Source organism: Microbacterium mangrovi (assembly GCF_000802305.1).
GTDB lineage: Bacteria > Actinomycetota > Actinomycetes > Actinomycetales > Microbacteriaceae > Microbacterium > Microbacterium mangrovi.
The window spans coordinates 70,324-91,181 of the sequence record NZ_JTDK01000002.1 but is presented as its reverse complement, the minus strand read 5'-3'; the positions used below and the strand labels follow the sequence as shown (position 1 = coordinate 91,181).

At 68.9% G+C, this 20,858-nt stretch carries 15 protein-coding genes; 9 read left to right on the top strand and 6 right to left on the bottom strand.

Annotated features, from left to right (window positions below):
* Position 1 precedes the first annotated feature (1 nt).
* The 7 genes from LK09_RS02185 (at position 2) to LK09_RS02155 (ending at position 8,165) form a co-directional block, all read left to right on the top strand.
* Entirely contained in the window at positions 2-1,123 is a 1,122-nt protein-coding gene (locus LK09_RS02185) for a glycosyltransferase (RefSeq protein ID WP_039395264.1), read from the top strand.
* Between the two features lie 106 nt (positions 1,124-1,229).
* Entirely contained in the window at positions 1,230-2,132 is a 903-nt protein-coding gene (locus LK09_RS02180; protein WP_231562929.1) for an ABC transporter permease, read from the top strand.
* A complete protein-coding gene (locus LK09_RS02175) occupies positions 2,133-2,921 on the top strand; it encodes an ABC transporter ATP-binding protein (protein ID WP_231562928.1) in 789 nt (262 codons plus the stop codon).
* 59 nt (positions 2,922-2,980) lie between these two features.
* Positions 2,981-4,462: a dolichyl-phosphate-mannose--protein mannosyltransferase gene (locus LK09_RS02170; RefSeq protein WP_156138617.1), complete on the top strand. Its 1,482-nt coding sequence runs from the start codon at positions 2,981-2,983 to the stop codon at positions 4,460-4,462.
* Positions 4,463-4,507: 45 nt separating this feature from the next.
* A complete protein-coding gene (locus LK09_RS02165; protein WP_052226313.1) occupies positions 4,508-6,643 on the top strand; it encodes an acyltransferase family protein in 2,136 nt (711 codons plus the stop codon).
* A 68-nt stretch (positions 6,644-6,711) separates the two neighbouring features.
* On the top strand, positions 6,712-7,677 hold the full coding sequence (locus LK09_RS02160; RefSeq protein ID WP_052226312.1) for a glycosyltransferase family 2 protein: 966 nt from the start codon (positions 6,712-6,714) through the stop codon (positions 7,675-7,677).
* Positions 7,674-8,165 carry a GtrA family protein gene (locus LK09_RS02155; RefSeq protein WP_197060949.1) on the top strand — a complete coding sequence of 164 codons (492 nt, stop codon included), beginning with the start codon at positions 7,674-7,676 and terminating at the stop codon, positions 8,163-8,165. Before LK09_RS02160 ends, LK09_RS02155 begins: the two co-directional genes overlap by 4 nt.
* Here LK09_RS02155 and LK09_RS02150 read toward each other — a convergent pair.
* The gene (locus LK09_RS02150; RefSeq protein WP_039395256.1) at positions 8,149-9,672 is read right to left on the bottom strand and encodes a DUF6056 family protein; all 1,524 of its coding nucleotides are present in this window, start codon (positions 9,670-9,672) and stop codon (positions 8,149-8,151) included. The two genes, LK09_RS02155 and LK09_RS02150, sit on opposite strands and share 17 nt — an antisense overlap.
* Positions 9,673-9,793: 121 nt before the next feature.
* Here LK09_RS02150 and LK09_RS02145 point away from each other — a divergent pair, with 121 nt between their 5' ends.
* Both LK09_RS02145 and LK09_RS02140 read left to right on the top strand, forming a co-directional pair.
* Positions 9,794-11,317 carry a hypothetical protein gene (locus LK09_RS02145; RefSeq protein WP_039395252.1) on the top strand — a complete coding sequence of 508 codons (1,524 nt, stop codon included), beginning with the start codon at positions 9,794-9,796 and terminating at the stop codon, positions 11,315-11,317.
* 60 nt (positions 11,318-11,377) lie between these two features.
* Positions 11,378-12,874: a hypothetical protein gene (locus LK09_RS02140; protein ID WP_039395247.1), complete on the top strand. Its 1,497-nt coding sequence runs from the start codon at positions 11,378-11,380 to the stop codon at positions 12,872-12,874.
* A gap of 9 nt (positions 12,875-12,883) precedes the next feature.
* Here the strand turns inward: LK09_RS02140 and LK09_RS02135 are convergent, their stop codons facing one another.
* Genes LK09_RS02135 through LK09_RS02115 form a run of 5 tightly spaced genes read right to left on the bottom strand, consistent with a single transcriptional unit; the run spans position 12,884 to position 20,857 of the window.
* The gene (locus tag LK09_RS02135) at positions 12,884-14,887 is read right to left on the bottom strand and encodes a glycosyltransferase family 2 protein (protein WP_052226311.1); all 2,004 of its coding nucleotides are present in this window, start codon (positions 14,885-14,887) and stop codon (positions 12,884-12,886) included.
* Positions 14,880-16,298 carry a sugar nucleotide-binding protein gene (locus LK09_RS02130; RefSeq protein WP_039395245.1) on the bottom strand — a complete coding sequence of 473 codons (1,419 nt, stop codon included), beginning with the start codon at positions 16,296-16,298 and terminating at the stop codon, positions 14,880-14,882. Before LK09_RS02130 ends, LK09_RS02135 begins: the two co-directional genes overlap by 8 nt.
* A 44-nt stretch (positions 16,299-16,342) precedes the next feature.
* A complete protein-coding gene (gene rfbB, locus LK09_RS02125) occupies positions 16,343-17,341 on the bottom strand; it encodes a dTDP-glucose 4,6-dehydratase (RefSeq protein WP_039395242.1) in 999 nt (332 codons plus the stop codon).
* Positions 17,341-18,210 (bottom strand): glucose-1-phosphate thymidylyltransferase RfbA, encoded by an 870-nt coding sequence (gene rfbA, locus LK09_RS02120; protein ID WP_039395711.1) that lies wholly within the window; start codon positions 18,208-18,210, stop codon positions 17,341-17,343. Before rfbA ends, rfbB begins: the two co-directional genes overlap by 1 nt.
* Positions 18,211-18,241: 31 nt before the next feature.
* Positions 18,242-20,857 (bottom strand): CDP-glycerol:glycerophosphate glycerophosphotransferase, encoded by a 2,616-nt coding sequence (locus tag LK09_RS02115; RefSeq protein WP_039395239.1) that lies wholly within the window; start codon positions 20,855-20,857, stop codon positions 18,242-18,244.
* Position 20,858 lies beyond the last annotated feature (1 nt).

The window sequence follows — 20,858 nt, the reverse complement described above, 5'->3', positions numbered from 1 at the left end:
CATGACGACGACCCTTCGCGTGGTGCTCGATCAGCTCGTCACCGCGACCGATCCGACCCTCGCATCCGCGTCGCGCGAGCTGGCCGCGGCGCTCGTGGAGACGAGTCCGGCAGGCTGCGACGTCGCCGCGATCGTGCCCTCGGGCGCCGACATCGTGAAGATCCCCGGGCTCGCGGAGGTGCACCGGCTCGGCCTCGGGCGTCGTGAGCTCGCGGCGGCGTGGCAGATGGGCGTGTCCGCGGGGGCGCCGCGCGGACTGGTGCACGCGCCGACGCTGCTCGCCCCGCTCGTGCGGCACGACCGGGTGCACGACAACGACCAGGTCGTCGTGACGCTCTGGGACCTGCAGGCGTGGGATGCCCCGTCCGGGATGCCGCGCACCACCGTCGCCTGGAACAAGGCGATGCTCAAGCGCGCGGAGAAGCACGCGGATGCGGTCGTCGTGCCCACCCACGCCATCGCCGAGCGTCTGGGTGAGATGACGCGCCTCGGCGCGCGCGTGCGCGTGATCGCGGGCGCGGCGCCTGCCGCGTTCGGAGTGCCGACGGATGCCGTCGGCCGCCGGCGGACTCTCGGCATCCCCGACGGGTGCATCGTCTGCGCCGGCGACGCCACCGACTCATCGGCCCTTCGCACCGCCTTCGACGCCGTCGCCCGGGCCGGGATCGCCCTCCCGGTCGTGGTGATCGACTGCCCCGACGACCAGATGCCCGAGGTCGCCGCGGCGGCGCTGGCCGCCGGGCTCCGCGACGGCCAGGTGCACACCCGCGGACGACTCGGCGACGCCGACCGCGCCGCGGTGCTGGATGCCGCGGTCGCGTTCGTCGCCCCGTCGCGCCGCTCCGCGTTCCCGTGGCGCGTGGTCGAGGCGCTGCGACTGGGCGTGCCGGTCGTCGCTGCGGCATCCCCCGACCACCGGGAGACGATCGTCGACGGCGGACTGGTGGTCGGGGAGACCCATTCCGCCGACACCGATGCGGACGTGCTGGCCGAGGCGCTGCAGCGCGCGCTGGCATCCACCCAGGCCGCGGACCGCCTCGGCGTGCTGGCGGCCGATCGCGGCCGCGCGTTCTCCTGGCACGAGGCCGCCGACCGGGTGTGGCAGCTGCACGCCGAGCTGTGACGGGCCCGGAGAACGCCCTGGTCGTCTGCAGAGGGTTCTCAGCGCCGGGTTCACTACAATCAAGGGTGGCCCGGACGCGAGTGCGTGTGGCCGCAAGGACATGTCTGTGACAACCACCACTCCCACTCTCGCAAAGAGCGCCTTCGACACCCCGGGCAAGGGGCGAGGGCTCCTCGACATCTTCAACCACCGGTATCTGCTGAAGCTGCTGATCGGCAAGTCCACCTCGCTGCGCTACCGCAACTCGGTGATGGGCTGGCTGTGGTCGTACGCACGGCCGACGGTGCAGTTCCTCCTCTACTGGTTCGTGATGGGGCAGCTGCTGGGCATGCACAAGAACGTGCCCTACTTCCCGATCTACCTGTTCTCCGGGCTCGTGGTCGTCAACTTCTTCAACGAGGCGATCGGCAACGTCACGCGGTCGATCGTGGACAACAAGGCGCTCGTGCGCAAGATCTACCTGCCCCGCGAGCTCTTCCCCGTCGCCGCGCTGATCAGCGCGTTCGTGAACTTCCTGCCGCAGCTCGCGGTGCTCGTGGTCGTCTGCATCTTCAACGGCTGGGTGCCGACCTTCGAGAACATCGGCATGTTCCTCGGCGGCATGGCGATCGTGATGCCGTTCGTGCTCGGGCTCGGCCTCATCTTCTGCGCGGTGAACGTGCGCTTCCGCGACGCGCAGAACGTGGTCGAGATCATCCGCACGATCGCGACCTGGTCGTCGCCGGTCATGTACACGTGGCAGATGGTCTACAAGCACGCCCACGGGTGGCATTCGTGGCTCTTCGACATCTACATGAGCAACCCGGTGACGGTCGCGGTCGAGCTCTTCCACAAGGCGTTCTGGGGCCCGGTGGTCCCCAAGGACGACCTGAAGGCTCTCGCCCAGGTGGCGTTCCCGCCGCACTTCGGCCTGTACATCGTCTTCGGAGTGATCGTCACGATCCTCCTCCTGCTCATCGGCCAGATGGTCTTCCGCCGTTTCGAGCGCACCTTCGCCCAGGACCTGTAAATGACGACCGATTCCATGAGCACCGACGCCCCCGAGCGCAAGCCCGTCCCCGACTACTCCAACGCGCAGCCGAGCATCATCCTCGACCACGTGTCGAAGTGGTTCAGCAAGCGCACGACGCACTCCTTCAAGGAGGCGTTCATCAACTGGGCCAAGCGCAAGTCCGTGCGCACCCAGCAGTTCCAGGCGCTCAACGACGTGTCGTTCACGATCCACGAGGGCGAGTCGGTCGCCGTCATGGGCCTGAACGGCTCGGGCAAGTCGACGACGCTCAAAATGGTCTCCGGCGTGCTGCTGCCCGACGAGGGCAAGGTGCGCACGCGGGGCCGCGTCGCCGGACTCATCGAGGTCGGCGCCGGCTTCCACCCCGACCTCACCGGTCGCGAGAACGTCTTCCTGAACGCCGCCATCCTCGGCATGAGCGAGAAGGAGACCAAGGAGCGCTTCGACCAGATCGTCGAGTTCAGCGAGATCGGCGACTTCATCGATCAGGCCGTCAAGCACTACTCCTCGGGCATGTTCATGCGTCTTGCCTTCAGCGTGGCGATCCACGTGGAGCTGGACGTGCTGCTCGTCGACGAGGTGCTCGGCGTCGGAGACGCCCCGTTCCGCGCCAAGTGCAACGCGAAGCTGCGCGAGATGAGCGAGAACGGCGTCACGATGATGATCGTGAGTCACAGCGCCGGCCAGGTGCGCGAGCTGTGCTCGCGCGGCATCGTGATCCGCAAGGGCAAGGTCGTCTTCGACGGCCACATCGACGACGCGCTCGACGTGCTGAACGGCAAGTAGCGGTCACCCGGCCGCGATTCTTCGCTCCTTCTCAGCATTCGGCGCGTTTACTTGGGCGGGTGATGATCGGCTCGCGCAACTGGCATTGGTGGGTGCTGTACGGCGCGCTGGCGGTGATCGCGTTCGGCGCGCGATTGACGATCGTGGTGCGCGGCGGTGGCCTGCTGACCCTCGGCGCCTACGACGACGGCGTCTATTACGCGGCCGCCGACGCCCTGGTGCACGGCCGGCTGCCGTACCGGGACTTCCTGTTCCTGCAGCCGCCCGGCGTCATGCTCTCGGGCACCCCGTTCGCCTGGTTCGGCAGCGTGACCAGTGATGCGCTGGGCCTCGCGGTCTGCCGGGTGGCGTTCATGGCTCTCGGCGCCCTCAACACGGTGCTGGTCGCGGTGATCCTGCGGCGCTTCGGGTATCTCGCGGCGGCGGTCGGCGGATTCTTCTACGCGTTCACCTACGTCGCGGCATACAGCGAGCGCAGCATCCTGCTCGAGCCGGTCGGCACGACCGGGGTGCTCGTCGCGCTGGCGATCCTCGCGCATCCGGCGATGGTGCGCCGCACGGTCTGGCCCGTGCTCGCCGGCGTCGCCCTCGGCGTGGCGTGCGGGTTCAAGATCTGGTACGCGGTGCCCGCCGCCGTCATCGTGCTGTTCGCCTGGCGTGTCTGGTACAAGGTGCTGCTCGGACTCGTCGCGGGCGTGACCGCGCTGTGCCTGCCGTTCTTCGTGAACGCCCCCGCGCAGATGTTCACGCAGATCGTGACCGATCAGACGGGGCGCGGCCGGGCCGCGTACACCCTGCTGGAACGGATGCAGATGATCCTCGGCAGCTACCGGGTGCGCAATCCGGCGCTCGTGGATGCCGGCCTCACCACCGACCGGCTCACGGTCATCCTGATCTTGGTCACCGTGGTCCTCACCGCGATCGCGTTCACCGTGCGCGGCGGGCGGCTGTATCCGCTGCTGCTCGTGGTCGACGTCGGGCTGCTGCTGGCGGTGCCCTCGTTCTACCCGCACTACGCGGCCCTCACGACGCCGATGATCGCGCTCGTGACCGGCCTGGCCGTCGGGAGGGTCGCGGAGCTGGTGCGCGTGCGCGCGGCAGGCTTCGCGATCGCGGCCGTCGCGATCCTCGGGATCATCGGTCTCAATGCGGGGATGATCGCGCGCGGTTTCGGCGTCCCTGTGCCCGTCACCGGTCTGACGTCGGCCGCGGCGACGGTGGACGGATGCGTGATGTCCGACGACCCGACGATCCTCGCGGTGATGAACGTCCTCAGCCGGGACCTCGCGCGCGGCTGCCCGATGCAGCCGGACCTCACGGGCTGGATCTATGACGCCGACACTCTGATGGTCGCGGGCCAGGACGTTCCGCGCTCGGTGAACCCGTTCTGGCAGAAGCACGCGGTGGCGTACCTGACCTCGGGCGCCGCATCGATCATCGTCTGGCCCAATGGGTTCGGCCGGGCGTCGACGGTGGACCTGACCGCCGGCCCGGTGCTCTTCCAGGAAGGGAGGTGGGTCCTGCACGCGACCGCGCCGTGACGCGCTCTCAGGACCTCCACACCAAGGCACCGCTAGGGTTTGACGGTGACCGTCGTCGAACCGAGCCCTTCCGTCGCGCCCGCGCGCCGCACGGGTCGGGCGGCGACCTCCGGCCGGGTCGGCGGAGACGACAAACAGCGCAAGGACATCCAGGCGCTGCGTGCGATCGCGGTGCTCGTCGTCGTCGTCTACCACTTCTTCCCCGGCTTCCTGCGCGGCGGATTCGTCGGCGTCGACATCTTCTTCGTGATCTCCGGATTCCTGATCACGAGCCACCTGCTCTCCCGGCCGCCGCGCTCGGCGCGCGACCTCGCGGAGTTCTGGGGCCGCCGCATCCGGCGTCTCCTCCCGGCCACGTTCGTCGTCCTCGCGGTGACCGCCGTCGGCGTGATCATCTGGGCGCCGCAGACGGTGTGGACGAACTGGGAGACCCAGATCGCGGCGTCGGCCCTGTACATCGAGAACTGGTTCCTCGCCGGCCAGGCGGTCAACTACCTCGCCGCCGACAATGCGGCCAGTCCGGTGCAGCACTTCTGGTCGCTGTCGGTCGAAGAGCAGTTCTACATCATGTGGCCGATCGTGCTCATGCTCGCGGTGCTGCTCGCATCCCTCGCGCGTCCGGCGCTGCGCCGACGCGTCGTCACGGGCGTCCTCGGCCTCGTCGTGGCGGCTTCCTTCGTCGTGTCGGTCTGGGTGACCGCGACCAACCCGGCCGGCGCGTACTTCCTCACCTGGACCCGCATCTGGGAGCTCGGCATCGGCGGACTCGCCGCCTGCGGGTTCGGATGGATCCAACGACGGCTCGAAGGACGCGACGGCTGGCGGGTGGTGCTGGCGTACCTCGGCCTGGCGATGATCGCCTGGTCGGCCCTGACCTTCACCGGATCGATGCCGTTCCCGAGTTACACCGCGGCGCTGCCGGTGGTCGGTACCGCGCTCGTGCTGGTCGCGGCCGTGCGAGGTGGCATCCTGTCGCCGCGACCGGTGATGTCGTGGCAGCCCGTGCAGTTCGTGGGTGACGTCTCGTACGGCCTCTATCTGTGGCACTGGCCGCTGGTGGTGCTGCTGCCGTACGTGATCGGCCACGCGCTGCACCGCTCGGACAAGATCGTCGCGATCATGGCGGCCGTCGTCCTCGCGTGGCTGTCGAAGGTGCTCGTCGAAGACGTCTTCCGCGGTCGCAAGCCGCTCGGGATGCCGCTGCGGCGGTCGTTCATCTTCGCGGCCACGGGCATGATCGTCTTCGTGGTCGCCGCTGCAGGCGTGGTGGGCTGGCAGGCGTACCGGACGGCATCCGAGAAGACCGCCATCTCGCATGCGCTCAACGACCCGTCGTCGTGTTTCGGCGCGCGCGCCCTGGCGCACCCGTCGTCGTGCACGCCGCACGGCGACAAACTGGTGACCAGCCCCACGTTCACCGCCGCCGACCAGCCGGCGCCGTACAAGGACGACTGCTGGATCCTCGGCGACTTCGCCGAGCAGAAGACCTGCCATTACGGCAGCAGTGCGCCCGACGCCGTGCAGGTGGCACTGGTCGGCAACTCGCACGCCGGTCACTGGCTGCCCGCGCTGCAGCAGATCGCGGAGCAGAAGAACTGGTCGATCACGACCTACCTGATCTCCGAGTGCTACACGGTCGACGCGGTCGTCAACTACGAGTCCCCGGCGCGGACCTCCAACTGCCTCGCCTGGAACAAGAAGGTCATCGAATCGGTCGCCGACAAGAAGTACGATCTCGTCGTCTTCTCGAATCGCACCTTTGCGAGGATGCCCGGAAAGACGCTGGCGCAGACGCAGGTCGCGGCGGAGCGGGAGTACGAGAGCGTGCTGCAGAAGTGGAGTGCGGCCGGCCGTCACGTCCTCGTGCTGCATGACACCCCGTACGCGACCGATCTGCCGGACGTGCCCGACTGCGTCGCCAAGCACATCAGCGACCTCTCGGCGTGCGACGGGACGACCGCCCGCAAGCAGGGCGATCCCCTCGCGACCGCCGCGCAGCAGCTGAACGACCCGCGGGTGAAGATGCTCGACCTCACCGACCGCATCTGCTCGGGCGACACGTGCTACTCGGTCGTCGGCGGCGTGATCGTGTACTTCGACCGCGGACACCTGTCGGCGACCTTCGCCCGCTCGCTGACGCCCGACATCCGTGCCGCGGCCGACAAGCTCCTGCAGGGCTGACCGCGCTCGAAGGTGACCCAGAGCTCCTGGTCGGCCGGTGAACAGGGAACGGTGAATAGGATGTCTGGATGCTCCTCTCCGTCGTGATTCCCTGCTTCAACGAAGCAGAGGGCATCGACCGCACGGCCGAGGTGCTCAGCGCCGAATTGGCGTCGGTCGCGGAGGAGTTCGAGGTGATCCTCGTCGACGACGGCAGCACGGACGACACCCTTCCCCGGCTTCGTGAGATCGCCCGCCGAGACCCGCGCTTCCGCTACGTCGCCTTCAGCCGCAACTTCGGCAAGGAGTCGGCGATGCTCGCCGGTCTCGATGAGGCGGCCGGGGACGCGGTCGCGATCATGGATGCCGATCTTCAGCATCCACCCGAGATTCTGGCGCGGATGCTGCCCTTCCTTGAGCAGGGCTTCGACCAGGTCGTCGCCCGACGCACCCGGACCGGCGACGCGAAGGTGCGTTCGTTCGCGTCCCGGCTGTACTACCGGATCATGGATCGCATCGTCGACGTCCCGCTCGAAGACGGGGTGGGCGATTTCCGGGTGCTCAGCCGCAAGGCCGTGGACGCCCTCCTCACTCTGCAGGAGTACAACCGGTTCTCGAAGGGCCTCTTCTCGTGGATCGGGTTCGAGACGGCCACGGTCGACTACGAGAACGTGACGCGGGAGATCGGCCAGAGTAAGTGGGGCTTCAAGAGCCTGTTCAATTACGGACTGGACGGGGTGCTCTCGTTCAACAGCCGTCCGCTGCGCGCCGCGATCTACTTCGGCCTGGTCATCGCCCTGATCGGCGTCGTGTATGCGATCTGGGTCGTGGCCGATGCCCTGATCAGCGGTGTCAGCGCACCGGGTTACGTCACGACGATCTGCGCCGTCATCGTGTTCGGCGGGCTCAACATGCTCATGCTCGGCATCGTGGGCGAGTACATGGGCCGCATCTATCTCGAAACCAAGCGCCGCCCGCACTACGTGCTGAAAGAAGCGGTGCGGCCCGTACGCCGGTCCGGCGGCGACGACGAGACGACGCGGCCGGCCCCGTGACGTCCTCATCGGACGGGGCGGCCGCGACGCCGCCGGGGTCGCGCGAAGATCGTCCCCTCATCGTCAACCTGAAGCGCCTCGTCCGTTTCGGGCTCGTCGGCGTGGTCAACACCGGTGTGTACTACGGCCTCTACCTGGCGCTGCACACATTCCTGCCGTACCTCGTGGCGCACATCATCGCGTTCCTCATCGCGATGATCGGCTCGTACTTCCTGAACTGCTGGATCACCTTCAAGATCCGCCCGAGCTGGCGGACCTTCCTGCTTTTCCCGCTGTCGAACGTGACGAACTTCGTCATCACGACGGTGGGCCTGCAGATCGCGGTGGGGGTGTTCCACTGGAACTCGCAGTGGGCCCCGCTCGCGGTGGCGCTCATCGCCGTGCCGATCACGTACGTCGTCGCCCACTACGTCATGATCGGCCCGCTGAGCCGGCTCGGCGACAGCAATCCCGAGGCAGCCGCCGCGCGGCCTACTTCGAAAGCGTGATCGTCAGCCCTGGCGGCAGGTCGTAGTACAGCTTGTAGCGGTCTTCCCAGACGGTGCCCGGGGTGGGGTCGGCGTGGTGCACGTAGTCGGCGAACGGAAGCGGTCGCAGCATCACGCTGGACTTCCCAGCGGCGGCAGCCGCCCGTGCGGCCTCGAGCCGGTGCGTCGCCGCCACGGTGATGATGCTGTAGACCACGAAATAGCCGGCCAGCAGGCCGATCGCCGCAGCTCCGGCGACCGCTGCCAGCCCGGACAGGGACACGGGGCCGAGCCCGCCCGCGGCCTCCTGGAAGAGCACGTTCACCAGGACGAGTATCACGCAGTAGGTCGCGAGGAACAGTCGCGGGCCCAGGGGTGAGACCACCGCCAGCGGTGCGACGAGGATGAGCACCGTCCCGAGGCCGGCGGCGAACAGAAGCCGCCGCTCGCCCGTCAGCGAGAACGCGATCGTGACGAGTGCCGCGAGCAGCAGCAGCGCGCCGAGGCCGGCGAACGTCCCCCAGCCGGAGGGGACCAGGGTGAGCGCGGTGTCCGGCAGAAGCACCGACAGCGGCACCACCGTGATGAGGAACAGCACGATGAGCACGAGTGGCGCGATCGCCCGTCGCACTCCGCCGCGGCGGGCGACGATGACCGCGAGGAGGATGACCGCCCCCGCCAGGACGATGTTCAGGGCGACGTTGTCGACCACCCCGCGGCGGCTGACCTGCTCGAGGAGCTTCGTCATGATGCTCTCGGTCCCGCCCACCTGCTGATACTGCCCACCGCCGGCGGCACCGCCGGGCAGCGCACGACCGTAGGCCCCGTTCGAGAACATCATGGCCGCGCCGAGGAGGAAGCCGATCACCCAGCCCCACGCGTCAAGCGAGACGCGCCGTCTGATCAGCTGCGCGACCAGCACCACGAGGGAGGCGACGACGAAGTAGAGCGTGACGTTCTCCATGAACTGCGCCGCGAGGAACGCGAGCACGATGATCCCGATCATCCGCAGGACGCGGTGGGCGGGCGGCTGCTCACGCCGCCAGTCCCGCTGCACGGCGCGGAGGTAGACGAGCACCAGTAGGGTGCTCAGCGTGTAGTTCGTGAATCCCGACAGCCACGAGACTGTCTCGCGCCACATGGTCAGTGGCATCGCCAGGAGCAGTGCGGTGGTGATCGCGTAGCCCCACACCGTCCGGTTGCGACTGAGGTCCACGATCAAGAAGATGAGGGCGGTGAGCCCGGCTCCCACCACCAGCGGGGCGATCAGCGGGACCCGGGTCAGAGCCAGCACCACGAGGTTGGCGACGTACCGCCCGTTGTAGTCGGCGAACAGCGTGTGCAGGCGCTCCGCTCCGATGCTCGAACCCCACGCCCAGTCGTCGCCGTTCGCCGGGAACAGGAAGGCGAGCGCGCTCAGCACGACGAACGTGGTGAGCAGCCAGATGGTCTCGAACCGGCGCCCCATGCCGACCTGTCGGACGGGCTGTTCCTGCGTGCGCGGCGGCGACGGGATCGGATTCTGCACCCGGGCAGGATAGCCGTCGTTTCTGGCGCGCCCCTGGACGCCTCCAGGTTCGGGCCGCGTCGGGTCGGCGCTGTGGGCGGATCTTCACCTTTACTCAGGCGCGACCGGGTTTAATGGCTCAGTGACAGAAGGCGCGCGCAGCACTCGATGGTGGATCCTCTACGCGGTCATCGCCGTCGTCGCTTTCGGTTCCCGACTCGCCATGATGCTGCGCGGCGGGGGCCTCGACAGTGTGGGCAAATACGACGACGGCGTCTACTACGCCGCCGCGGCCGCCTTCGTGCACGGCCGGATGCCGTACGCCGACTTCTTCTTCATCCAGCCGCCGGGCGTGGTTCTCGCCGGCGCCCCGTTCGCCTGGTTCGGTTCCGCGACGACGGATGCCACCGGCTTCGCGGTCGCACACGTCGCGTTCATGATCGTCGGCAGCGTCAACGCCGTGCTCGTGGCCGTCATCCTGCGACGCTTCGGATTCGTCGCCGCCGCCGTCGGCGGGCTCGGCTACGCGATCTCGTTCGTGACGGTGTTCACCGAGCGCAGCATCCTGCTTGAGCCGTTCGGCACTCTCGGCATCCTCGTCGCGCTGCTGGTGCTGTCGCGCCCAGCGTGGCGGGCGCGCACCCCGTGGCTGCTCGCCGCCGGTGCCGCCCTCGGCATGGCCGCGGGCTTCAAGATCTGGTACGTGGTGCCTGCACTGATCATCATCGCGTGGTCGCGTCGCGGCTGGTGGCGGATGCTTCTCGGGGCGATCATCGGCGGATGCCTCATCTACCTCCCGTTCTTCCTGCGCGATCCGGGGGCGGCCGTGCAGCAGATCATCCTCGATCAGCTCGGGCGGGCCGACGCGTCGCTGCCGCCGCTGCAGCGGCTGGGCCTCATCCTGGGCGACTTCACCATCCCTCCCTCTCTCGCGCACCACGGCCTCACCCCCCTCCGGCTCACGGCGGTACTCGCGGTCATCGCACTGGCGGCGACGATCCTCGCGGCCACCGTCCGCGGCGCGCGGCTGTACGTCGTGCTGCTGATCGCGAACCTGACCATCCTGCTGACCGCGCCGTCGTTCTTCCTGCACTACACCGCGCTGACGTCCCCGATGCTGGCCCTCGTCTTCGGCGTGGCGGTGGGGCGCTTCGTCGAGCTCGTTCCGATCCGCGGCGTGGGCGTGGCTGCCGCCGTCGCGATGATGGCGGTCGTCGCGGCGCTGAACGTCCCGATCGTGTGGGCCGGCTACGGCGACAAGATCCCGATGGCGGCGCTCACGGCGAAGGCGCACCAGGTGAAGGGCTGCGTCCTCTCCGACGACCCGACCATCCTCGCCGCGACCTCCATGCTCACGCGGAATCTCGAACAGGGTTGTCCGCTCATCGTGGACATCACGGGACTCACGTACGGCCCCGACCGCGAGGTGAAAGCCGACGGCACCGTCGTGCCCCGATGGCTGAATGAGCGGTATCAGGCCCACCTCGTGCGGTACTTCACGTCGGAGCCGGCGGTCATCCTCGGCCGGCCGGGCACGGCGCTGAGCAAGAAGTCGTACCTGGAGATCACGAAGGGGACCATCCTGCATCACCAGCCCGGCATCGTGCGCGCCACGCCCGACGGTGTGAAGCTGCACGCCGAGATCGTCCTCGTGAAGATGCCCTGAACAGTCCTCCGAGGGGGGATTCTTCTCCCGTTCTTAGTGCGATCCGCATTGGATGGAACCGTGAGGAACGGCGCGCGCGACATTCGTTGGTGGATCCTGTACGGGTCGATCGCCGCTGTCGCCTTCGGCGCGCGCCTGCTGATGGTGCTGCGCGGCGGTGGCCTCCTCGGCGTCGGCGGCTATGACGACGGCGTCTACTACGCGGCTTCGGCCGCGCTGGTGCACGGCCGGCTGCCCTACCGGGACTTCCTCTTCATCCAGCCGCCCGGAGTCGTCGTCGCGGGTGCCCCGTTCGCGTGGTTCGGCTCCCTCACGTCCGATTCCCTCGGGTTCGCCGCGGCGCACCTCGGCTTCATGCTCGTCGGGGCGATCAGCGCCGCCCTCGTGGCGGTGATCCTGCGCCGTTTCGGATTCATCGCCGCGGCCGCCGGCGGGCTGGCCTACGCCGTCTCGTACGTCGCCATGTATGCGGAGCGCAGCATCCTGCTGGAGCCGTTCGGCACGCTCGGCATCCTGCTCGCGCTCGTGGTGCTGTCGCGGCCGCGCCTGCGCGCTCAGCCGGGCTGGCTGATCGCGGCCGGGGTCGCGCTGGGCATGACCTGCGGATTCAAGATCTGGTACATCGTGCCCGCCGTGATCATCATCGCCTGGTCCGGACGTGGCTGGTGGCGGATGCTGCTCGGGGCCGTGATCGGCGGATGCCTCATCTACCTGCCGTTCTTCCTCGCCGATCCGGCAGCCGCCGTCGGTGAGATCGTCCTCGACCAGCTCGGTCGCTCCGGGGCTTCGCCCTCGCTCGGATCGCGCGTGCACATGATCGTCGGCGACTATCCCGCGCCGACCGCGCTGGCGCACCTCGGCGTCAACAAGTACACCGTGACGATCGTCAGCGCCCTCGTCGCGCTCGCGGCGGTCGTGATCGCCGCCACGGTGCGCCGCGCGCGGCTGTACGTCGTGCTGTTCGTCGCCGATGCGGTCGTGCTGCTGACCGCGCCGTCGTTCTTCCTGCACTACACCGCGCTCACCGCGCCCATGCTCGCACTCGTCTTCGGCGTGGCGGTGGGGCGGGTCGCCGAGCTCATCCGCGTGCCCGGGGCGCGGTTCGCGTTCGCCGGCGGAGTCGCGGTGCTGCTGGTCGCGCTCAACGCCCCGACGGTGCTGCACGGCACCGGCCGGGAGGTGCCCGCGCCGCGGCTCACCGCGGAGGTGCAGGCCGTCGACGGCTGCGTCATCGCCGACGATCCGACCCTCCTCGCGGTCACCGACGTGCTCAGCCGCGACCTGCGGGCCGGATGCCCGCTCTGGCCCGATGTCACCGGCTACACCTACGGGCCGGCGCAGGAGCTGCGCGCGAACGGGCAGATCGTTCCGCGCGTGTCCAACGCGAAATGGCAGCGCACCGTCGTGCGCTATCTGACCTCCGGGTCGGCGGTGATCCTCGGCCGCCCCGACACCGGGCTGTCGAAGGCGTCCTACCGCATCGTCACGGACGGCGAGGTGCTGCACTCACCCGACGGCGTCGTGGTGGTCGTCCGCACGGTGGGGCACAGCGGATAGTCGTCCTGCTCAGCGGCGCTGCATCCGATCGGCGGTCTGTCGCGCGGTGCGGCGCACGGCGCGCTTGACGCGGCTGGCGGCGTCACGGAGGCGACTGGTCTTGCGCGGCGGCTTCTCGACGATCGCCCGCAGGGTGCGGTGGCCGCTCTCCAACACGAAGGTCGACTTCACGCCCGGCACGCGGGTGCCGATCCGCAGGCGCACCGCGCCCGCGTCCGGCCGCACCAGCACCAGCTGCTGCCGGTCGCCGGCCACCTCGATCGTCGCGGCCGCCTTGTACCAGCCGTCCGTGCGCTGCGGGCGGCCGAGCATCAGCTGGCCGCTGCGCAGCAGGGACCGGGCCGCGCGCTTGCCGGCGCCGTCCGGGTTGATCTCCACCTTCGTCGCGCCCGACCAGTCCGCCCCGGCCGGGAGGCCCGTGACGTCGATGATGGTGCGGTCGCCGTCGCGGCGCACCGTGCCGGTCGGCTGCACCAGGACGGACAGCGGCTGACCGGTCTGGTCGAAGTCGAGCACCACCTTGCCGTCCGGGCGGGTGTACACGGCTGCGGAGCCGGTCTCGTCGAGGACGATCGCTGGCGTGATCTCGCCCGGGATCATCTTGTGCTGGGTGGTGCCGCCGAGCGTCCCGCGGGCGGTGAAGTGCCAGATCCCGCGCGAGAGCGGCTTGCCCATCGCGGCCGTGGCCGGTTCGATCCGGCCGGTCGCGGTGAGGAAGAAGTCCGGATCGTTGCCCTCGTCGAGCCAGTGCAGCCGGGCCTCGGTGGGCACCATCCAATTGATCCGCGAGCTCTGCGAGCGCACGCCGATCTCGACGGTCGCCCCGGCGACGTCGTCGGTGACATCGAGCAGCTCGGGCGCGAACACGCCGTCGTAGCCGGCGGGGAGGTCCTTCACGATGCGACCGTCCTGCATCCGGTGCCGGAAGCGCCGCCCGGTGCTGTCCACCCACATGGTCTCGACATCGAGCTCGACCGACCCGTCGCGCCAGCGCGCGCCGGTCACGCGGGACTCGGCCGGGATGTTGGGATCGTCGGCGAGCAGCGATTCGAGGAGCGCCTCGTCGCCGGACCGCAGCAGCTGCGCGCGCATGGTCAGGTTGCGGGTGAGGGCGACGTCGTCCCGTTCGGGGAAGGATGCCGCCTGAATGGCGTGCGCTCGCTTGAACAGCATCGCGCGCTCGGATGCCGGGCGCGCCAGATAGACGTTGTTGAACGTGCCCATGAGACGTGACCGATACTGATGGCGCCGGAAGAGGTCGCGCTGGGTCGCCAGTTCGTCCGCGTCGAGGTCCGCGTCGATGGCGCGGATCACCTCTTCGAGCCAGTCCCACCAGTCGTCGCGCGACCGGCGGAACGTGGTCGACCCGCTGCCGCCGGTGACGTACCAGTGGTAGTACGGGGTGCTCGCCATCGTGGAGATCACCTCGGCGTGCTTGGCGACGAGCACGTTGAAGAAGATGTCCTCCCACACCACCCGGCCCCCCTCGCGGAACCGGATGCCGTGCTCGTTCAGGAACGCCCGGCGGTACAGCTTGTGCGGATTCGCGGGGATCAGCGGGTGCATCGTGGTGAGGAACTTCGCCTGTGGCAGATCTTCGCGGTACGTGTCGACCGCCCAGCCGGGGTCGTGGGTGCGCGCCTCCTTGCCGTTGAGGACGTCCGCCCCGGCGGCCTTCGCGAACGCGTACCCGTCGCGGAGGGCATCCGGGTACAGCTCGTCGTCGTGGTCCATGTACGCGACGTACTCGCCGCGCGCGAGGTCGGTGCCGATGTTGCGGGGGCGGCACGGCCAGCCGGAGTTCTCGATCTGCGTGACCCGCATGTACGGACGCGACGCGGCGAGCTCCTGCAGCCGGGCGTAGGTGTCGTCCGGGGAGCCGTCGTCGACGAAGATCGCCTCCCACTCGTCGTGCGGAAGCGACTGGCGATCGAGCGACCTGATCACCCGGTCGAGGCCCTTTCCGGGCCGATACGTGGCGACGACCACGCTGACCTTGACGTCCTCAGCCATGTGCCGCCTCCAGATAGCTCTGCAGGGATGCCGCGGCATCCGCCGGGACGAAGCCGGTCGCTTCGATCTTGGTCAGGTCGAGCACGCTGTTGCGCGGACGCGGAGCCGTCGGCCCGGACGCCGACGCGAAGTACTCGTCGGTCGAGACGCCGGTGACGCGGGACGGATCGTGGCCGGCGGCCGCGAAGACGGCGCGGGCGACGTCGGCCCAGCTGGTCGGATCCCCGCCCCCCGTCAGGTTGTACACGCCCGCGGGCGCGCGGTGCTCGAGCAGGTGCCGGATGCCGCGGGCGATCTCCTCGGTGAACGTGAGCCGCCCCATCTGGTCGTCGACGACGCGCGGATCGACGCCGCGCTCGGCCAGGGACTGCATGGTGCGCACGAAGTTCTTTCCGTCGCCGATCACCCACGAGGTGCGCACGACGTAGTGGCGCGGGACCGTCGAGACGGCCAGGTCCCCGGCGGCCTTGGACTGCCCGTACACGCCGAGCGGCCGCAGGGCGGCATCTTCCGGGTACGCGCCCCGCAGCGACCCGTCGAAGACGTAGTCGCTGGACACGTGCACGAGCGTGATGCCGTTTTCGGCCGCGACGGCGGCCAGCGCGGCGACCCCGGTCGCGTTGGCGGCCCAGGCATCCTGCCGGCCATCGGGCGTCTCGGCGAGATCGACCGCGGTGTAGGCGGCGGCATTGACGATCGTGTCGTAGTCGCGCCAGCGGCGCGCCGTCGCCAGGTCGGCGGCGGTGAGGTCGAGGTCGGCTCGGGTCGCGTACTCGATGTGCGGCGCGTCGCCGAACTCGGCGCGCAGCGCCCGGCCCAGCTGGCCGGCCGCGCCCAGCACGAGGACCTTGGCGGGCGCCATCGGCGTGACGTCGGCCAGTCGCGGGTGGGCCAGGTCTTTCGCGGAGATCTCCACCCGGTCGAGGGGGATCGGCCACGGCACGGCGACCGTCTCGTCGGCGAGGTTCAGGAACGTGTAGCTCGCGGTGGGCGACCAGTGGTCGTTCACGAGGTACGTGTAGGCGGTGTCGGGTTCGAGGGTCTGGTACGAGTTGCCGACCCCGCGCGGCACGAAGATCGCCGTGGACGGATCGATCTCGGCCGTGAACACCGCGCCGAACGTGGGCCCCTCGCGCAGGTCCACCCAGGCGCCGAAGATGCGGCCGGTGGCCACCGAGACCCACTTGTCCCACGGCTCCGCGTGGATGCCGCGGGTCGTGCCGATCGCGTCGTTGAACGAGACGTTGTTCTGCACCGGGCCGAAGTCTGGCAGGCCGAGCGCCGTCATCTTCTCGCGCTGCCAGTTCTCCTTGAACCAGCCGCGGCTGTCGCCGTGCACCGGCAGATCGAACAGCACGAGGCCCGGGATGCCGGTCTCGCGCGCGGCGAGGGGCTTGCTGAATTCGGTCATTCGGGTCTCGTTTCGTCTCGCTTCGCTCGCGGGGCGACCGGCGCTCACTGGCCCTGGGCGGCGTAGAAGGCCTCGGTGGCATCCTTCGCGGGCGCCCACCACGCCTCGTTCGCGCGGTACCAGTCGATCGTCGCGGCAAGACCCGCCTCGAAGTCGCGGTACCGTGGCTGCCAGCCGAGCTCGGTGCGCAGCTTCGTCGAGTCGATCGCATACCGCAGATCGTGCCCGGCGCGGTCGGCGACGTGGTCGTAGGCGCCGGCATCCTGACCCATGAGCGTCAGGATCAGCTCGACGACCTCCTTGTTGTTCTTCTCGCCGTCGGCGCCGATGAGGTACGTCTGCCCGATCTCGCCCTTCTCGAGGATGGTGAGGACCGCTGCGGAGTGGTCGTCGGCGTGGATCCAGTCGCGCACGTTCTGCCCGGCGCCGTAGAGCTTGGGCCGGATGCCGCGGATCACGTTCGTGATCTGGCGCGGGATGAACTTCTCCACGTGCTGGTAGGGCCCGTAGTTGTTGGAGCAGTTGGAGATCGTGGCCCGCACCCCGAACGAGCGCACCCAGGCGCGCACGAGCAGGTCGCTGCCCGCCTTCGTGGAGGAGTAGGGGCTCGACGGGTTGTACGGCGTCTGCTCGGTGAAGCGCTCGGGATCGTCGAGCTCGAGGTCGCCGTACACCTCGTCGGTGGAGATGTGGTGCAGGCGCGTGCAGTGCCGGCGGGCCGCCTCCAGGAGCGTGTACGTGCCGACGATGTTCGTGTCGAGGAACGGGCGCGGGTCGTTCAGCGAGTTGTCGTTGTGCGACTCGGCGGCGTAGTGCACGACGGCGTCCGCATCGGCGAAGAGTCCGTCGACGAGCGCAGCATCCGCGATGTCGCCCTGCACGAACGCGAACCGGTCGGCGGGGAGCCCCGCGAGCGACGCACGGTTTCCGGCGTAGGTGAGCTTGTCGAGCACCGTCACGTGGTGGTCGGTGTGCGCGATCACGTGGTGCACGAAGTTCGATCCGATGAACCCCGCACCCCCCGTCACGAGCAGACGTGCCATCAGCGACCCCTTTCCAGGACTTCGAGCAGGTACGATCCGTACCCGGACTTCACCAGCTTCTCGGCGCGCTCGCGGAGTTCGTCGTCGTCGAGGAACCCCTGCCGCCAGGCGACCTCCTCGGGCACGCCGATCGACAGTCCGGTGCGCCGCTGCATCGTGCGCACATACTCCGCGGCATCCGTCATCTGATCGAACGTGCCCGTGTCGAGCCACGCCGTGCCGCGCGGGAGCACCTCGACCTGCAGCTTGCCGCGCTCGAGGTAGGCCCGGTTGACGTCGGTGATCTCGTACTCGCCGCGCGGAGAAGGCGCCAGGCCACGGGCGATCTCGACCACGTCGTTGTCGTAGAAGTACAGGCCGGGCACTGCGTAGTTGCTCTTCGGCGCGGCGGGCTTCTCCTCCAACGACACCGCCCGGCCGTCGTCGTCGAACTCGACCACGCCGTACGCCTGCGGCTCCGCGACCCAGTAGGCGAACACCGCGCCGCCGTCGACATCCGCGTACTGCTTCAGCTGACGGCCGAGGCTCGGTCCGTACAGCAGGTTGTCGCCGAGCACCAGGGCGACCTTGTCGTCGCCGATGAAGTCCGCGCCGATCGTGAACGCCTGTGCGAGGCCGTCCGGGGAGGGCTGCCGGGCAAAGGTGAGCCGGATGCCGAACTGCGAGCCGTCGCCGAGCAGACGCTCGAAGAACGGAGCATCGTGCGGAGTCGTGATCACCAGGATGTCGTCGATGCCCGCGAGCATGAGGGTCGACAGCGGGTAGTAGACCATCGGCTTGTCGTACACCGGGATGAGCTGCTTGGAAACGCCCAGGGTGATCGGATGCAGCCGGGTGCCCGAGCCGCCGGCGAGGATGATGCCCTTCACCATGCCATCCTCGCAGACGCCGTGGGTCCGCTCAGGCCAACAGGCGCTCGACCTCGGCGGTGATGCGCTCCACCGAGTGGCCGTCGACCATCGGCAGCGTGCGCTTCAACCGCGCCGCGAAGAACTCGCGGTCGGCTGCGTAGCCGTCTCCGGTGAGCTGGCGTCGCAGGATGTCGACCAGTTCGTCGCCGGTGTAGCCGATCGGACCCAGACCGTGCTCGGGGTACGACCAGTAGCCCGGGACATAGGTGTGCCCGCCGTTGAGGAAGGTGTCGTGGTCGAACTGGAAGTACGACACGTCGGCCCCCGCAAGAGCGGCCTCGAAGAAGATCGAGGAGTAGTCCGTGACGACGCTTCGGCACCGGGTGAGCAGCTCGTGCACGTCGTCCACCGAGGTCATGAGTTCGACTCCGGGAGCCATCAGGCCCGGATCGATCTGCGTGCGGAAGTTCGGGTGGGGGAGGAACACCAGCCGAGTGCCCGTCTGCTTCGCGATCTCGGCCAGGGCCGGGTCGTTGATCAGGCCCAGCCAGTTGCGCGCGAACTCCGTCTGCTCGAACGGTTCGACGAACGCGCGAAGCTCGCCCTGCCCGGTCTTGCGCGCCAGCATCGTGTGCCGCCACGTCGGTGCGAACAGCACGATGTTGCGCGCCGCCGGATCGGCGTTCGCCGCCAGGCGGGCGACCTCGTCGTGTCGCGGAAACCCGGTCAGCCGGGCCTGCTGCGAGGTGAGGGTATACGACGAGTAGTCCTCGACGATGGACTGCTGCTCGTCGACGCTCGCGGTGGTGATGATGTCGATCGGCTTGCGGTTGAACCAGATCGCGAGATCGTGCTGCATCACACCGTGCTCGAGGTACACGTAGCGCCACGGGCGCTTCTTTCCCGGGTAGGCGCTCAACGGCATGGGCTCGGTCATCTCCACGTCGAGGTGGGTGGAGATGACGACCGCGGCTTCGCTCAGCAGCAGCTGGTGGGTGTGCGAGCCGTAGGCGACGAGCCGGAACCCGTCGCGATCCAGGCGCGCCCAGTCGGACGAGTCACGGTCGAGCACGAACCAGGCGTTCACGTCGGGCCGTTCCTGCTGCAGGTGCCGATACAGGTACTCTGCACTGTCGCCGGCGGCGTGCACTTTGTCCATCAGGATCCAGGCGTTCGCGAAGCGGCGGCCGCGGCCGGTGCGCTGGGCGAGGGTGAGCCGGCGCCGGGTGCGGAGCCGGTCGGCCCTGCCGCGTGTGCCGACCCGATTCTGGTAGGTCCAGGGGAGAAGGGCCCCGACTTCGGCGCGGAATCGTCCCTGGGCCCGACGCCACATCCGCCGCGCAGTGCTGGTGGCCGCCAACGTGACCGATTGTCGAGGGAACAGGTCGAAAGCCTGGTAGGAGCCGGTGGAGAGCTTGACAGCACGGCCGTTCAGCTGCAGGGCGACCTCACTGCCCGCCGGCAACCAGACGATCCGTTCGAAGAGGAGTCGCTGGTCGAAGACGTCCAGTCGCCGGGTCTTGGTCGTGAGGGGAGTGAGGGGCGAGCCGTCGCGGGTGAACCGTTCGTCAGGCCGTTCGCCGACGAACAGGTAGCGCAGCTCGATGCCGCGGCGATCGGACGACACGATCTTGGCGACGCCCTCGGTCGGAATGGGCGATCCCTTCAGCGCGAGCAGCAGGCAGCGGTGATCGACACCGAGTCCGGTCACGTTGTAGCCGATGATGCTCCGGTCGGCGACGTGCTCCAGCACGTGGGCGACGCCGGCGAGCACCTCCGCCTTCTCCGTGGGCGTGAACCAGGTCGCCTTCTGCGTGACGTTGGCCTCGCGCGGCAGGAACCAGCGCACGTCGTAGAGGAACAGCTGGTCGAGCCACAAGGGGACGTGACCCTTGGCAGCTGCACGGCGGAACAGCGGAAGGTAACCGCGCTCGAATCGGCCGAAGTAGAAGTCGGGGTTCTCGCGGACGGTGTCCACCGCCGAGTTCCCGGCGGCGCGCTTGCGATAGTAGTACTCGGCGTGCGGGAGGAACAGCACGTTCGCCGATGGTGCTTCGAGGAGGTACTCGGCCACGAAGAGGGCGTCCTCGGCGACGTGCAGGTCGCGGGTGAAGCGCACTCCCGACGCGTCGATGAGGTCGCGGCGGAAGAACGCCGATGCGGCCTGCGACTGGATGTAGGTGGGATGCTTCTCGAGATCGACCAGCTGTGTGCCGTCGGCGTACTTGAACCGGAGGACGTGGCTGTGCGTGCTCGTGTCGGTGGCCTCGTCGTAGTTCTGCACGTTCGTGGACGCGAGGACGACCTCGTCGGATCCGTGGTGGAGCAGCGCGTTCGCCGTCGCGGAAAGGTAGTGCGTGCCGACGAAGTCGTCCCCGTCGGGGAGGCCGATCCACTCGCCGCGGGCTGCCTCGATCCCCGCGTTGCGTGCCGCGCTCACGCCCTGGTTCTCCTGGCGGATCACGTGGCCGAGGTGGGAGGTCTCATCGAGCCAGCGCTGCGCGATGTCGCCCGAATCGTCCGGCGACCCGTCGTCGACGAAGATGTACTCCACCGTGTAGGGCCCGCCGTGCTGGTTCGCGAACGACGCCAGCAGGTCGGGCAGGTAGGGAGCGGATTCGTAGAGCGGAACGACGATGCTGAAGCTGATGGTGCGGTTGCTCAAG